Below are 15,353 nucleotides of genomic sequence, written 5' to 3'. Positions count from 1 at the left end.
ACTATTTCCCGCTCACTGTGACCGACCTTCCGAGGTACTTGTCTCCCTCAACGCATTTGGTTTTATGAACTTGATGGACGCATTCTAGCACCAGAAAAAACCATTGTCAAGAGGTTTTGTAGAAATTTCTTTGTGAGATTGGCTAAAAAATTTTGGCCTTATTTGTGCATTGTCCCATGTAAGATTTTAAAAAACAGGAAAAACAGGATAAAAAACTGGGATATTTATATGGGAAAAATTACAGTATAAAGCATTGCTGTAATAAAGAAAAAATGAGGGAAGAAGAGATGCGAACCATCTGAAACAGCGCTTGCAGGGCGGGGGCTTGCCCCCGCTGTGTACGATATGGGGATGGGATGAGCAAAAAAAGAAGGCCGCCGTTCTCCACCCGCTGACGGGGTGAGAAAGGCGGCCTTACGGCTGCGTCGTGGGGATTGCGCCATCTGCGGATGGCGCTTTGGGACGATGGGGGAGTTTGCGCCGTGCGCGGCGCAGATGTTTCGCCTGCTGCGGCAAGCATTTCGCACCTAGATTTTTGAAACAATCGAATAAAACCTTTAAATTTTGGGAGACATGGTGCGCAGCATATTGGCAGCGTAATCGTCCAACCGCGTCGCCATTTCCGGGTCCGCCAGAGCGGAACCGGGGTCGTTGGCCGTCTGGGCCAGCAGAAACCGGGGCGGCAAAATCAACCCCTTATTGAGACACAGCCCGCCCAAAACCTGCTGGGCCACCAGGTCGCCGCCGCTGTACCCCGACACCACCACCGCCCAGAGGTAGGTATGGTGCAGCGGGTGAAACAGCTGCAAGCTGGTGAGCCGGTTGATAAAGGCCATGATATTGGCACTGACCGCGTCGTTGTAGTTGGGACACAGCAGCAGCAGAGCGTTGCATTCCGTCACTGCCGGATACACCTGATCCACCATGCTGCCGCCGTAAAAGCAGGAATTTTGCTGGGCATAGTGGGCGCACACCGTGTAGGAACAGCCCCGGCAGTCATGGACCGTACCGTTGCGCAGGGAAAGTTCCGTACAGTCGCACCGGCCTGCCAGCCGCGCTTCAATCTCTCCACCCAACGCCAACGTGTTGGAGGTTTTTCGGTCCGAAGCGTGAAGCGTCAGCACCTTGGGCCGGTCATAGACCGGCGGTACAAAGGACGACAGCCGTTCTACCAGCTCTCGGGCCATGGCCCGGTAGGCGTGGAGCCGGTCCGTGCCCCGGCGGCGGCATTGGATATCAAAATTTCGCAGAGAACCCGTGGCTTCCACCAATGGCTTGCCGGGGAAAAGGCATCCGGCTCTGTTGGCTGCCAGCACCAGCATTTGGGCGGCCTGTTTGGTATAAAATTCGCCCTCTCCGTCCATCAGTATCGCCCCCATGGAACCGTCCAGGGGCAGTCCCCCCGACCGCAGCAGCCGGAGCAGACGGCAAAAGTCCACGTCCAATCCGTCGGGGCCAAGGGACACGGCGAAGAGCACCCGCCGCCCCGTCAGGGGCGGCAGCGTGTCCAGGGTACAGATCGTGTGGGGGACCGTACTCAGGGCATATTCCAGCACACCGGCCAGCCGCCGGTGACAACCTGCGGAGACGGCCACCACCTCATCCATCGTAGTCAAACTCCCGCAGCTCCCGGTGGACCGCTTCGATGCGTCCGTAGAGGGTGGGGTGGAGAGGACGGCGCAGCAGCTGGGGCCCCTTCCTGGTCAGGCGGCTGTAACAGCCCAGGTAGGCCCCGTCCAGGGGCAATGCGCCGGGATGCCACTGGCCCGTGACGGTCCGCAGAATGCTGATGGCCGCCGACGAAAGGCCGGGGGCAATATAGGGCTTGAAGCCCAGGTCCCGTACTGCCAGATTGGCCGTCACAGTGTCCTTGGTCAGCGCACAGGATAGGTCGTGATCATAGCCGTCGCCCGCGTCGTTGGCCACAATCAGCGATTGTCCGTGGGGGCCGAAAACGGCCACCCGGTCCTCATCCAATCCCCGTTTCCGGGCGTAAAATTTTGCACGGGCTTCCATGACACCCAGGCCGTAGCCCTGAATCTGCTCGGGGAGCAGACCACGGAAATCCAGAACACCATCCGAATTCCGGTTGCTGTTTAAGAACACAGACCGGGCCAAATGGTCCACTGGGTCGGAAATCTGGCAGAAAAAGCCACAAAATTCCGTCTCTCTTGCCTGTCGGGCATAGTTGCGCAGCAGGTCCCGGTTGGCGCCGTATTGGACCATGCGCACGTCCTTGACATCGCTGCCCACCGGCGGTACGGCCTTGGAGGCCGTGAAGAGAAACACGTCGCAGTCGAACAAATCGTCGGCGGAACGGGCCACGATACGGGGCATTTTTCGTCCGTCATGGGTGGACAGAACCTGGTTCAATTCCAGACAGTAGCGGTGGATCAGCGGTTCATAAAAATCGAACACGCCGATCTCCTCGATGCAGTCGCCCAGCAGGGTCAGGCCCGTCAAGACCGTGCCGCCCACGTCGCCCAGGCCCGCCACCGTCAGCCGCAGACCGGTGGTTTTCGGATAGAGAAACTGCTCCAGAAGATCGAAACACCGGTCAAACGAAGTGTTGAGCACCGTGGCCCCATGGGCCAGAATGACCGGATCCAGGTCCGGGTCGAGACAGCCCGTAGGAGGCGGCAGCAGCAAACCCGGCCCCTCCGGTTCCATCACCTCTGCCGGTGTGGTGACGGCGTAAATGCCCCGGCTGTGGAGTGGGTCCCGATGGACCAGCAGCACCAGGGGGTCAAAGGGCGTGTTGACTGGGACCGCGCCCTCCGGCAGACGGCCTCCCAGGTCGGCGCAGCAGATACCGCGCCAGATGTAACAGGGTATCACTGGAAATCAGCCTCCTTGCAGATGCGCCGCAGCGTGGCAATGTCGTCCTCCACATAGGACGAGGCGGGCATCCCCAGATTGTATTGCAAATGCCGCCCCTTGTCGGGCAGACGGGGCCGGTGCAGCGCTTCGGCCAGCCGCGTCAGCGTCAGGGACGTGGAGAACACGGCCTGATGGCGTTCCTCCAGGGCCAGCAGGATGTCCCGGGCGTTTTCCAGCGCCGTCATGGACAGGACCCGCAGCCCCCGTTCCGACGCGCCCTGAATGTATTCGGGGAACTCGTAGGGGAGAATCAGATTGATGGAGGACAGCATGCCCTCGGTCTGCCGCTGGCCCGCGGCGCTGTCACCGCCCAGGAAGGGATACAGTAGGCTTTCTGTAAACCAATAGGACAGATTGGGAATGAAGTACTCACATTCCACCTGCCGGTGCTGTAACTGCATCAAATCCTTGCCGCGGCCCGACATAAGACCCACGATAATGCGGTCGATGGCCACGTCCTCCTCCTTGAAAATGGGGTCCAGCTTTTCCATGCGGTAGCCCTTGTGGAGCAGGTCATCTACCAGCAGGACAGGACGGCGGAAAGATTTGATGGTCCGGGCCTGGTTGTGGAGATTGGAGTAGCCCGGATACTGAACGATATCAAAATGACGCAGGGACGGGCTGTAAACCTTGTCCACATGGAGGGTTTTGGTAACCGTATTGGGAACGATTTCCCCCGACAGGATTTTGCCGTATGGCACGCACATATAGGGACCCAGACGCCGCTGCCCGGTGGGAACGTCCAGGACGCCGTTGCAGGCCTGTACCTTCATCAAAACCGCCTGATTCAGCAGTTCCGCGTCAAAGGTCAGTACCAGCCGTCCGGGGAACAGACCCGCCAATGCCAGACGCATTCGGGGCCGGGTCGCCAGAACGGCGGCGCGGACTGCCGGATCGTCATGATGGGGTTCCTTAATCCAGAGGAAGACATCCTGAATCAGCGCCAGGGGCATACGCATGTCCACAACCAGGGTGTGGCTGCTGCCGGGTACCGGCTGGAAGCCCAGCTCCGGCAGGAGATCGTACAGGGGGTCCGACGGATTGGCGCTGCGGAATAAAGCATACGTGTGGTCGTCCAGAAGGCTCCGGACCAGCAGTTCGTTGATCATGGCCCGGCAGACCTCCCGGTTTTGGGAAACGTCCTGGACGGCATCCACCATCAGGACCCGGCCCGACGTGTGCTGACGGACATAGTCGGCATCCTCCAGGGTTCCCAGAGCGTCGTAGAGGGCCGACGCCCGGACCGTATGGCCCGTGGCCCAGCCCCGCAGCCGTCCAGTGGTCCGGGAGAGCATCTCGACTGTGAATCGTTCCTCGTCTTCGGACAGGGCGGGACAACGGTCCTTCAGTTCCTCGGGAATGCCCCGCTGCCATCGGAAGTACAGTTCCTGGGGAGCCAGTACGTTTTTAAACTGGGGGGCACGGAGGTACAGGCCGTTTTCATAGATATAATTCTGCACCATGGGGTCCACCAGCATGGAAATATCCATGTTTTTGTCCACATATTCGCGGATGCGGGTGGAACTGACCGTCTCATAGTAGGCAGGCAGAGACAGCAGCGTTAAGTGGCCCCGGATGATATCGGAAATGGGTTTGCCATCCCGTGGGGCCGTCTCGTCCTCGTCCCGGCAGAAGATAATGTGGTTGTATTCGGCGGCGGAGCCCGGTTCTGTGGACCGGTAAGCCGAGGCGTTGCGGATGACGTCGCTGCCCGCCACCAGATAAAGTTCCTGCTGGGGGAACAGGGACCGCAGATGGGCCAGGTCCTCGGCCATGGCGATGTTCACCGGCACATCGTCGGGAAACACGTACACGTCCAGCTGGTCTGCCGTGGACATGGAGGCGATCTGCCGCCGTTGGAGCTTGGGCAGCGTCCGTTTGCTCCAGGAGAACTCGTCGATGGCCAGATAGACATCGAAACCCAACGCGTGGATTTCCTCCACAATGCGCTTGTGGCCTGCGGAGAAGGGGTCGAAGGTGCCGGGGAAGAAGGCCACGGGCCGCAGGGGCGGATAGGGGAAGTCGCCCAAATCCACCTGACACAGCACCAGGAACCGGTACAGATGGTTTAACGTGGCGGCATGGGTGAAGAAGGTCAGCTGATCATCCCGGGGCTCGCACAGCAGCGTCAGCAGCTTCTTGCCGATTTGCAGGAAGTAGAACTGACGCACCGGCAGAGGCAGACTGTCCTCGCCCAGCACATCCTTACAGAGAACCGACAGGGCCGTTTGATGGATGGTGTTGTCGTAGTGGGCCACGCCCGTCAGCAGCAGGCCGATGACCCGCGTCACCAGAGGGTCGCCGTCCCGGCCGGAGCGGGCCAGTTCACAGAGGATGACGCCCAGCGTCAGCAGCGCCGCCCGGGCGGGAGAGACGCTGGAGGCGTGGACGAAGTCTTCCAGAAACGTCAGACTTTCCTCCACTTCCTTCATGGGCAGGCGGCACAGCAGCGTGCCGAGGTATTTGGGGATGTACCGGGAAATTTCCTCCTGGCCCGTTTCCAGCTCCCGCAGCAGGTCCACGACGATTTCATTCCGCTGATCCGTGGTCAGCAGATCGGAAATCGCCACCAGACCCTGACCGGCTTTCATGCGGACGGGCAGATGCTCGCTGACCGACAGCAGGTTGGACAGGTGGGTGGCCGTGTGGAAGGCAGAAGACGGGTCCAGCCGGGCATCGTCACACAGCAGGTCGATGTGGGTGATCTTGACGCTCCAGTGGACGGCGTTTTTGAGGTTGGCCAGATACAGCTGGGACACAGGCACCGTCAGGGACAGGGACCGGGGATAGCCCATGGCCGTCCACAGGCGGCTCACCAGATAGCGCACGGCGCTGTCGTCGCTGTCGCCCACAGCGTGGAGGGTCTGTTGAATGTGGAGAGGCGCGGCAGTCACGCCGGAGGCCAGCAGATGTTCCATGGCCAGCAGACCTGCAATGGCCAGATGCTGTTCGCTGCCGTCCAGCATCCGGCCCACAGCGTCAATGGAGCGGAGCACCTGGTCTTCCGTCAGCAGGGAGATGGGAATGTGGCACAGGGTATCCATGAGAATGAACCGGTCGTCGCCCTGGGCGTTCCAAAGCCGGTCCAGCACCGGCTGAAGATAGTGGGGCGCTTCCTCAGCGGTGCAGTAGGCAAACAGATTTTCCGCGATGATCTTTACGGAGTTGGAAATCCGGATGGCGTGCTTGGCCGAGATTTTGTGGTCTGGATGGAGACAGTCCTCCAGATAGGATTCCCACAGCTCCACCGATTCCGTCAAAAAGGCCAGCAGGGTGGGGGCCATGGCTTCATGGGGGGCGTTGGCCGGCAGTTCTTTGCGGTACCGGGGGCCGCTGTTGGCCAGAATCCGGCCCATGAGCTTGGCGGCCCGGCGGCGCACGTCGCCCTGCTGGTGCATCAGCAGCTCATAGAGAAAACTCAGGACCCGGCGCTTGTTGGCGCCAGTCATATAGGTGTGATACTCGGTAAACAGGTGCAGATACGTCCGGATGCGATTGAGACTTTTTTCGCTGCGAGCCGATTCCAGCAGCTGCTCAAAGGATGCGTCCACGGTGATGGTGTGCATCAGTGTCACGTTGTTGGTAAAGGTCAGGTCTCGCAATGCCTCTACGGTCTCCGGCAAGCTCCGCAGGGCTGCATCCTTCTGGGGCGGCGCCGGCTGCAATGCCGGGGCGTCGGGGTCGATGCCGCGGGTGTGGAGGAAAGCCTCAAAATCCCGCAGCTTGCAGTAAACCGTCCGATAGCGCCGCTGCTTGGCTTCGGTCATATCGGCCAGCTTGGAGAAAATCATGTCGTAGGAGTCTGCCAGGGAGTAGATGCGGACCACTTCCTTGCCGTTTTCCCGCGTGCCCCGGACCCGGAAGTCGGCGTAAATCAGAATCAGCGATTCCAGGGGCAGATTTTCAAATTCCAGGTCCCAGGTGGAGTGGTTGGCCGCCGTGTGGGCGATGTTGGGGCAGTTGTGCTCCGTCAGCCACTGGTAGGTGAAGTAGTAGTGAAGATAGGGAATCCGCCGGGCATCGGCGCCCCGGCAGCCAAATTTTCCGATGTCGTGGCTCAACGCCGCAGCGCTGACGAGGGCCACGTCCACGGGAAGTCCGGCTGCGGCGGCCTGTCGGGCTGTAGTCAATGCCACATGGTGGACGCCGATGGTATGGGATGCCGGATCGAAAGGCATGACCTCCCGGCCGATCCGCATAAGCAGGGGAAAACAGGAGGACCGGACCGCGTCGAAAAACCGGCCGTATTCCTCCCGGACCCGGCTGGCGCGCAGCTCTTCTTGGGTCAGCAGGGGAATGTCGGTCAACGGGTCATAGGGGCAGCGGGTTCGCTCCTGGAGCAACAGCCGGTCCAAAACGGCGCAGTAGAACCAGGCTGCCTGCTGCTGGGCTCGGGTGTCGGCGGGGCGGTTGGGGTCGGGGAAAAGCTGATGGCACAGATAGCCGTATAACCATAGAAGCCAGCCACCCTCCGGTTCCGGCGTCAATCCGTCCAGAATGGGGCGGCACAATCGCAGCACATCGGCGCAGGACACACGGCCCTCGGGGTGGTACTCCTCCAGTACCTCGGGAAAGACGGTGGTCCGGGCCAGCGCCCGGAGGGTCTTCTGGGGCAGGGGTGCTTTGGGGGCGTTGGGGTCGTAAAGCAATTCCAGCAGGGTCTTCCATTGGGTGAGGACCGGTGCGGCCATGGATAGGACCTCCTCTTTTGTATGGAATGGGATGTTATGGAATGATTATAGCACATGGAGCGGGAAAAGGGAAACGGAACCGCTGAGGGCATACAGAATGCCTCCTACAGGGAGTTGGCTTGACAAATGTACACGCTCTTTAGGGGTTGATTATTCCATCGACCAGCACGTTGTACCATCGTACAACGGTACAAAAAGGCCGCCGTCCGCCACCCGCGTTGGGGTGGGGACGGCGGCCTTACGGCTTCGCCGTGGGGATTGCGCCATCCGCCGATGGCGCTTTGGGACTACCAGGGGCGCTGCCCCCTGGACCCCTGCAATTTTTTGAAAAACCGGGTAAAACTTTAATTTTGGGCCTATACGTCGTTTCTTGTCAGATCGTCCAGAGATTCCCGACGGATGACCAATCGGTGCTGACCGCCCGACAGGGCGACCATGGCCGGACGGGGAATCCGGTTATAATTGGACGCCATGGAATAATTATACGCACCCGTGGTAAACACCGCCAGCAGATCCCCACGGTAGGGCGTGGGAATGGTCACATTCTCTTGAATCAGATCGCCGCTTTCACAGCAGCGGCCCGCGATGGTACAGCAGAAATCGGCGGGGTCCTGTATCCGGTTGGCCAGAGCCACCGTATAGGCCGACTGGTACAGGGCATACCGTGGGTTGTCCGTCATGCCGCCGTCCACGGAGGCGTAGTTTTTGAAACCCGGAATGACTTTCGTGCCGCCCACCGTATAAAGGGTCGTGCAGGCGTCGGCCACCAGACTGCGGCCCGGCTCCATGAGAATGGCCGGGGCGGGGACCTTCAGCGTTTCGCAGGTGTCGGCTACCAGCTTGCCGATTTTTTCAATGTTGGCCTTGTAGTCGATGACCGGGTCGGCATCGGTGTAGGGTACGCCCATACCGCCGCCCAGGTTCAGCACCGGGGCACAGAAGCCATGACGGTCCCGCATTTCCGCTAGAAACCGCAGCATCAGAATGGCCGCGTCACAGAACGGCGTGTGGTCGAAAATCTGTGAACCGATGTGGCAGTGATAGCCCAACAATTCCACGTTTTGCTTGCCCAGGGCCTTGACGACCAATTCCTCGGCTTGTCCCGTCTCAATGGCAGCGCCGAACTTGGAGTCGATGCGGCCCGTATTGATCTTCTCATGGGTGTGGGGATCGATGCCCGGCGTCAGCCGCAGCAGCAGTTTTTGCCGGATGCCGCGGCGGCCCGCCTCGGCGTCAATGGCGTCCAGCTCGTCCAGGTTGTCGCAGACAAACTGGCCCACGCCGTGGTCCATGGCAAAGGCAATGTCCTCGTCGGTCTTGTTATTGCCGTGGAAATAGGCCCGCTCCAGGGGGAAGCCCGCCTGATGGGCCGTGTGGATTTCTCCGATGGACACCACATCAATGCCCATGCCCTCTTCGGCGGCCAGACGGTAAATGCCTTTGAAGCTCAGCGCTTTGGAGGCGTACAGGGGCAGGGACCCGGCGGGAAAGTGGTCCCGCAGGGCCTCCACATAGATGCGGCACCGGGCCCGGACCCAGTCTTCATCCAGCACCATCAGGGGGGTGCCGTATTCCCGGGCCAGCTCGGTGGTATCTTGACCGGCTATGGCCAGATGGCCACGGTCGTTGATGGTCAGATTGTCGTAGAGCATTTACGCCTCCCCGACAAAGGCGCCGTAGATGGCCTGAAGCGCAGCGGTGTAGTCGTCCTCGTCCACGCCGACAATGATGTTGTTCTCGCCGGAGCCCTGGTCGATCATCCGGACGTTGATGTTCTGATTGGCAATGGCCGTAAAGGCCCGGCCCGCCGTGCCCTTGTTGCTGACCATGCCGCGGCCCACAATGGCAATCAGCGCCATGTTGTCGTCAATGGTGACGGAGTCGGCGTTGGCGTCCCGGAAAATACGGCCGATGATGGCTTCCTTGCAGTCGGCAATGGAGCTGGTGGACACCACAACACTCATGGTATCAATACCCGTGGGCGTGTGCTCAAAGGACACACCAAAGTCCTCCAGAACGCCCAGGACCTTGCGGCCGAAGCCCACTTCCGTGTTCATGCGGTCCTTTTCGATGGTGATGGAGGAGAAACCTTTGCGGCCCGCCACACCGGTGATGACCGTGGGCACCGGACGGTCGGATTTGGGCACAATCATGGTGCCGGGATCGGCAGGGGCGTTGGTGTTGCGGATGTTGATGGGAATGCAGGCTTCCCGAACCGGGAAAATAGCCTCCTCGTGCATAACTGTCGCGCCCATGTAGGCCAGCTCCCGCAGCTCCCGATAGGTGATTTCCTCAATGACCCGGGGATTTTCCACCAGACGGGGGTCCGCCATGAGCATACCGGAAACGTCGGTCCAGTTTTCATAGATGGAAGCGTGGACGGCCCGGGCGACAATGGCACCGGTGACGTCGGAACCGCCCCGGGAGAAGGTCTTGATGGTGCCGTTGGGCATGGAGCCGTAGAAACCGGGAATGACGGCGTATTCCACGTCCTCCAGCAGGGCGGCCAGAGCCTTGTAGGTCTGCTTGTCGTCAAAGGTGCCGTCGCTGTGGAAGAAGATGCCGGATTCGGCATCCACGAAAGTGAAGCCTAGGAATTGAGCCAGAATCATGGAGTTCAGATACTCGCCCCGGCTGGCCACATAGTCCTGGCCCGCGTGATGTTCGATGGCCATGCGGATTTTGCGGAATTCCTTCTCCAGGGAAAAGTCCAGGCCCAGATCGGCAATGATGCCGTTGTAGCGGGCTTCGATTTTGGCAAAGGCCTCGTCAATGTTCTGCTTCTTGGCGGCCAGGCTGAAGCAATCGTAGAGCATATCGGTGACCTTGATATCATCGGAAAAACGCTTGCCGGGGGCGGAAGCCACCACATAGCGGCGCTCCGGCTCGGCCTTGATGATGGCCGCCACCTTGCGGAACTGGGCGGCGTCGGCCAGGGAACTGCCGCCGAATTTGACTACTTTCGTCTGCATGGGTATCTTCTCCTTGTGTATGTGGTTTTTTACAAAAGGGGGACGGCGCGAAATTTACAGCATATGGGCCAGCAGCTCGTCGCGGCCCAGGGGGCTCAGGTCTGCCGGGGCAATGTCGAAGATGGTATAGCAGCCGGTGCAGCCCCGGTCTTTCATCCGGGTCAGTGCACGGGCGCAGGCCACCAGAACGCTGGCGGTGAACTGGGGATTGGAGTCCAGGCTCAGCGTGTATTCGATGGTCTGGAGACACTCCTTATCCCAGCCGGTGACGCCGCTGCGGATGACGCTGCCGCCGTGGGGCAGGCCGGAGTGGTTCTGCTCCATCTCCTCGGCGGTGATGAACTCCACGGTGGTGTCATAGTCGGCAAAGTAGTTGGGCATGGTCTTGATGGCTTGCTCAATGGCGGCCTTGTCGGCGCCCTCTTCGGCCACCACGAAGCAGTAGCGGGTGTGCTTCTCCCGGGTGGTAAGCTCCGGGTTCTCACCCTTGCGGACCCGCTCCAATGCCTCGGGAACGGGAATGGTGTATTGGCGGGCGTCCAGCACGCCGGGAATCCGGCGGACGGCGTCGGAGTGGCCCTGGCTGACGCCCTTGCCCCAGAAGGTGTAGTCCTTGCCCTCGGGCAGAATGGCCGAGGCGTAGAGACGGTTGACGGAGAACAGGCCCGGGTCCCAGCCCATGGAGATCATGGCCATATGGCCGCTCTCTTTGGCCACGGCGTCCACTTCGGCAAAGTGGGCGGGGATGTTGGCGTGGGTGTCAAAGCTGTCGATGACGTGGAAGTCCTTGGACAGGGCCGGGGTCATGGTGGGCAGGTCCGTGGCGGAGCCGCCGCAGAGGATCAGTACATCCACCTTATCTTTCCAGCTGAGAATATCGTCCATGGACGCCACGGGGACGTTGGGGGTGTGGATGGTGAGGGAAGCCGGGTTCCGGCGGGTGAACACCACGGCCAGCTCCATATCAGGATTCTGGGTGATGGCGCACTCTACGCCCCGGGCCAGGTTACCGTAGCCTACAATGCCAATTCTTGTCATATGTACAAACCTTCCTTTACTGCGTTACAATGTCGTTCATGTTGTAGAGCCCCGGCTGCTTTCCGATGAGGAATGCGGCGGCGGACAACGCACCTTCCGCAAAGAGGGAACGGTCCTGGGCCTCGTGCTTCAAAGTGATGATCTGGGTACCGGTGTTGACAATGACCTCGTGGATGCCCACGGTGTTGCCCATGCGCAGGGAGTGGACACCGATCTCTTTTTTGGGCCGCTTGCCGTTTTCATGGCGGCCCACCAGCACGTCGTAGTCGGGATGGGCGTCCTTGACCGCTTCGGCCAGCATCAGGGCCGTGCCGCTGGGAACGTCCAGCTTCTGGTTGTGGTGAGCTTCCACGATCTCCACATCGGCGTCGGGGAACATTTTGGCCGTGGTGCGGGCCAGCTCCATGAGCAATGCCACGCCCAGGGACATGTTGCCGGAGCGGAAAATGGGAGCCGCCTTGGCGGCCTCATCAATGAGCTTCAACTCTTCCTCCGTCTGGCCCGTGGTGGCGATGACGGCGGGAATCTTTGTCTTTTGGATGTAGGCGCATAGCTCCGCCGTGGCGGCGTGGTTGGAAAAATCAATGATGCAGTCGGCCTGGCCGGTGAAGTCGTTCAAGCTCTTGAGAATGGTGTCGCCGCTGCCGTAGGAATCCACAGCCCCGGCCAGCTCCGAGCCCTGGATACCCTGGTCGATCATGGCCAGGACCGCCCGGCCCATGCGGCCGCAGGCGCCGTTGACAAGAAGTTTCATGGGACGGCCTCCTTATACGTTGATGCCCACATCCCGCATGGCCTGGAGCATGGTGGCCTTGTGGCCCTCCTCCATGGGGGTCAGGGGCAGACGCAGATAGTCCTTGCAGAAGCCCATGGCGGCCATGGCGGCCTTGACGGGAATGGGGTTGACCTCGGAGAACAAGGCCCGGATCAGGGGCAGATACTTGGCCTGCAAGGCCATGGCGCCGGCCACGTCGCCGGCAAAGAACTTGTCGCAGATCGCCACGGTCTCTCTGGGGGCTACGTTGGACAGTACCGAAATGACGCCGATACCGCCGCAGGCCATGATGGGCACGATCTCGTCGTCGTTGCCGGAGTAAATCGCCAGCTGACCGCCCACCAGGGCCGCAGTCTCCACGATCTTGGAGATGTTGCCGTTGGCCTCCTTGATACCGGCAATCATCGGATGCTTGGCCAGCTCCACATAGGTGGCAGGCTCAATGTTGACGCCGGTGCGGGAGGGAACGTTGTAGAGGATGATGGGCTTGGTGGAGGCGTCGCCGATGGCGTTGTACATGGCGACGAGCCCCTTCTGGGTGGCCTTGTTGTAGTAGGGGGTTACGCACAGCATACCGTCGCAGCCGATGGAGCAGGCGAACTTCGTCAGCTCAATGGCGTAGGAGGTGTCATTGGAGCCGGTACCGGCAATGATGGGCACCCGGCCCGCCGCCGTCTCCACGGCGCAGGAGAGGGCGTCCCGGTGCTCCTGATCGGAGAGGGTGGAGCCTTCACCGGTGGTGCCGCAGATGACCAGCGCGTTGATGCCCTCGTCGATCTGCCAGTTGATGAGCTTTTTGAAGGCGGCAAAATCGATGCCGGTTTCATCAGTGGGTGTGATGAGGGCCGTGGCTACGCCGCGAAAAATAGGTTCATGGTTCATGGATCGCAACTCCTTCACTATGATAATGGCCGAGAAAAACAAAATAGCCGATGCAAGCATCGACTATCGGAATCCCTGCAATCCGTCCGACGGGGGGGGGGTTGAGAGGGTCCCGTGGATAGACGCCGTGTTCTGATAGCACTCCGCATAGCACTCCGCAAATGCGACAGTCAGACGGCTGTTGACCGTCTGCCCAGGGTACCGTTCCGCCTCGGGCCCCTTCGGCGACGATCCCTTTCCCGATTCGCACAGCTCTGCGAAAGCCTGGGGCAAAACCGGTACTCTTGATGCGTCGCGCCTCTATCATTCGTTTTATTGCACTATTCAACTGCTAGAAGTTTAGCATACACGACAAATGGTGTCAATAGGAATTGAATACTTTATGAAAGTACGGTGGATTTTTCGTGAAAAATCACGGAAAAGAATCCCGGCTGCCATTCTGCTCCGTGGATTGCACTTGACTTTTTTAAAATGGTGCGCTACACTGAGACAGTAAGTTCATCGATGACAACGGCGATGAAGAGGAGAGTACGCCCTGCCGACGCGGCCCAGAGAGCTTCCACACGGTGAAAGGAAGCCCGATACGCAGGGGGGAACATGGCCTCGGAGCCTCGCACCGACCGGTCCTTTGCGGAACGTTAGGCTGCGATGGGTGCGCCCATTACAGCGCCGGGGTATCGGCAACGGCACCCGCAGAGTCTCCGTCCGTGAGGGCGGGGAGAACCAAGGTGGTATCACGCGGCAACAGCTCGCGTCCTTGCAGTCTATGCAGGGACGCGTTTTTTGTTGCCTGCTCATCTACTTCACAGACAGGAGGAAACCCAGTTATGAATCCCTACAAAATCGAAACCCGCTGCCTTCAGGGCGGCTACGTCCCCGGCAACGGCGACCCCAGAGCCGTACCCATCATCCAGTCCACCACCTTCCGCTATGACAGCAGTGAATCCCTGGGCCGCCTCTTTGACCTGGAGGATAGCGGCTACTTCTACTCCCGGGTCCAGAACCCCACCTGCGACAATGTGGCGGCCAAGATCTGCGCGTTGGAGGGCGGCACGGCGGCCATGCTGACGGCCTCCGGTCAGGCGGCCATCTTCTATGCCGTCTTCAATATCGCCACCTGTGGCGATCATGTGGTCTGCTCTTCCACCATCTACGGCGGCAGCTTCAACCTTTTCGCCGTCACTATGAAGAAGATGGGCGTGGAGTTCACCTTCATTCACCCCGACTGCACCGAGGAGGAGCTGAACGCCGCTTTCCGGCCCAATACCAAAGCCGTTTACGGCGAAACCATCGCAAACCCGGCCCTGACGGTGCTGGACATCGAAAAATTTGCCCGGGCGGCCCACAGCCACGGTGTGCCCCTGATCGTCGACAACACCTTTGCCACGCCGGTCAACTGCCAGCCCCTGTCCTGGGGCGCGGATATCGTGGTCCACTCCACCACCAAGTACATGGACGGCCACGCCTCCGCTCTGGGCGGCTGCATTGTGGACGGCGGCACCTTTGACTGGATGGCCCATGCCGACAAGTTCCCGGGCCTGTGTACTCCCGACGAAAGCTACCACGGTCTTGTCTACGCCGAGAAGTTCGGCCAGGCTGGGGCCTACATCACCAAGGCCACGGTCCAGCTCATGCGGGATTTGGGCGCCTGCCAGTCACCCCAGAGCGCCTATCTGCTGAATGTGGGCCTGGAGAGCCTCCACGTCCGCATGGAGCGCCATTGCGCCAACGCCCAGGCCATCGCCGAGTTCCTGCAGAACCATCCCCAGATCGAGTGGGTCAACTACAGCGGTCTGCCCGACAACAAATACTATGATCTGGCCAAGAAGTACCTGCCCAAGGGCGCCTGCGGCGTCATCAGCTTCGGCGTCAAGGGCGGACGTGCCGCCGCGGAGGGCTTTATGGACCGGCTGAAGCTCATCACCATCGCCACCCATGTGGCCGACGCCCGCAGCTGCTGCATCCACCCGGCCAGCACCACCCACCGGCAGATGAACGATGCGGAACTGGTGGCCGCCGGCGTCAGCCCCGAGCTGGTACGCCTGTCTGTGGGACTGGAGAACGTCCAGGACCTCATTGACGATATCACCCAGGCATTGGCCTGAGAAGGGAGCA

Annotated in this window: 9 protein-coding genes and 1 riboswitch; of the genes, 1 reads left to right on the top strand and 8 read right to left on the bottom strand. The window is 60.4% G+C overall.

Features of this window, described 5'->3' with window-relative positions; translation table 11 throughout:
* Nucleotides 1–557: 557 nt before the first annotated feature.
* The 8 genes from ACTQ33_RS09265 to dapA form a co-directional block, all read right to left on the bottom strand.
* On the bottom strand, nt 558–1,607 hold the full coding sequence (locus ACTQ33_RS09265; protein ID WP_441464167.1) for a flavodoxin family protein: 1,050 nt from the start codon (nt 1,605–1,607) through the stop codon (nt 558–560).
* Nucleotides 1,600–2,838, bottom strand: coding sequence for a lactate dehydrogenase (locus ACTQ33_RS09260; RefSeq protein WP_441464134.1), 1,239 nt, complete (start codon nt 2,836–2,838; stop codon nt 1,600–1,602). Before ACTQ33_RS09260 ends, ACTQ33_RS09265 begins: the two co-directional genes overlap by 8 nt.
* Nucleotides 2,835–7,571, bottom strand: coding sequence for an HD domain-containing protein (locus ACTQ33_RS09255; RefSeq protein WP_441464133.1), 4,737 nt, complete (start codon nt 7,569–7,571; stop codon nt 2,835–2,837). The genes ACTQ33_RS09260 and ACTQ33_RS09255 overlap by 4 nt, the downstream gene beginning before the upstream one ends.
* A gap of 356 nt (nt 7,572–7,927) precedes the next feature.
* Entirely contained in the window at nt 7,928–9,223 is a 1,296-nt protein-coding gene (gene lysA, locus ACTQ33_RS09250) for a diaminopimelate decarboxylase (RefSeq protein ID WP_441464132.1), read from the bottom strand.
* Nucleotides 9,224–10,543 carry an aspartate kinase gene (locus ACTQ33_RS09245; protein WP_441464130.1) on the bottom strand — a complete coding sequence of 440 codons (1,320 nt, stop codon included), beginning with the start codon at nt 10,541–10,543 and terminating at the stop codon, nt 9,224–9,226.
* Nucleotides 10,544–10,597: 54 nt separating this feature from the next.
* Nucleotides 10,598–11,581: a diaminopimelate dehydrogenase gene (locus ACTQ33_RS09240; protein WP_441464129.1), complete on the bottom strand. Its 984-nt coding sequence runs from the start codon at nt 11,579–11,581 to the stop codon at nt 10,598–10,600.
* A 16-nt stretch (nt 11,582–11,597) separates the two neighbouring features.
* Entirely contained in the window at nt 11,598–12,335 is a 738-nt protein-coding gene (gene dapB / locus ACTQ33_RS09235) for a 4-hydroxy-tetrahydrodipicolinate reductase (RefSeq protein ID WP_441464127.1), read from the bottom strand.
* A gap of 12 nt (nt 12,336–12,347) precedes the next feature.
* Nucleotides 12,348–13,238, bottom strand: a complete 891-nt coding sequence (gene dapA, locus ACTQ33_RS09230) for a 4-hydroxy-tetrahydrodipicolinate synthase (protein ID WP_441464125.1) — start codon at nt 13,236–13,238, stop codon at nt 12,348–12,350.
* 128 nt (nt 13,239–13,366) lie between these two features.
* Nucleotides 13,367–13,549, bottom strand: a riboswitch (Lysine riboswitch).
* A gap of 516 nt (nt 13,550–14,065) precedes the next feature.
* On the opposite strand from dapA, the gene ACTQ33_RS09225 reads away from it, so the two are divergent.
* Complete coding sequence (locus ACTQ33_RS09225; RefSeq protein ID WP_441464124.1) at nt 14,066–15,343, top strand: O-acetylhomoserine aminocarboxypropyltransferase/cysteine synthase family protein; 1,278 nt, start codon at nt 14,066–14,068, stop codon at nt 15,341–15,343.
* Nucleotides 15,344–15,353: the final 10 nt, after the last annotated feature.

The sequence above is a fragment of the Candidatus Avoscillospira sp. LCP25S3_F1 genome, assembly GCF_052117125.1.
Lineage (GTDB): Bacteria > Bacillota > Clostridia > Oscillospirales > Oscillospiraceae > Avoscillospira_A.
Note: the sequence above shows the minus strand (reverse complement) of the source record. Positions and strands in the feature narration are given on the sequence as shown.

Coding starts and splice junctions, on each gene's coding strand:
- dapB (WP_441464127.1), bottom strand. CDS start 12,335: ATGAAACTTCTTGTCAACGGCGCCTGCGGCCGCATGGGCCGGGCGGTC.
- lysA (WP_441464132.1), bottom strand. CDS start 9,223: ATGCTCTACGACAATCTGACCATCAACGACCGTGGCCATCTGGCCATA.
- ACTQ33_RS09245 (WP_441464130.1), bottom strand. CDS start 10,543: ATGCAGACGAAAGTAGTCAAATTCGGCGGCAGTTCCCTGGCCGACGCC.
- ACTQ33_RS09255 (WP_441464133.1), bottom strand. CDS start 7,571: ATGGCCGCACCGGTCCTCACCCAATGGAAGACCCTGCTGGAATTGCTT.
- dapA (WP_441464125.1), bottom strand. CDS start 13,238: ATGAACCATGAACCTATTTTTCGCGGCGTAGCCACGGCCCTCATCACA.
- ACTQ33_RS09225 (WP_441464124.1), top strand. CDS start 14,066: ATGAATCCCTACAAAATCGAAACCCGCTGCCTTCAGGGCGGCTACGTC.
- ACTQ33_RS09265 (WP_441464167.1), bottom strand. CDS start 1,607: ATGGATGAGGTGGTGGCCGTCTCCGCAGGTTGTCACCGGCGGCTGGCC.
- ACTQ33_RS09240 (WP_441464129.1), bottom strand. CDS start 11,581: ATGACAAGAATTGGCATTGTAGGCTACGGTAACCTGGCCCGGGGCGTA.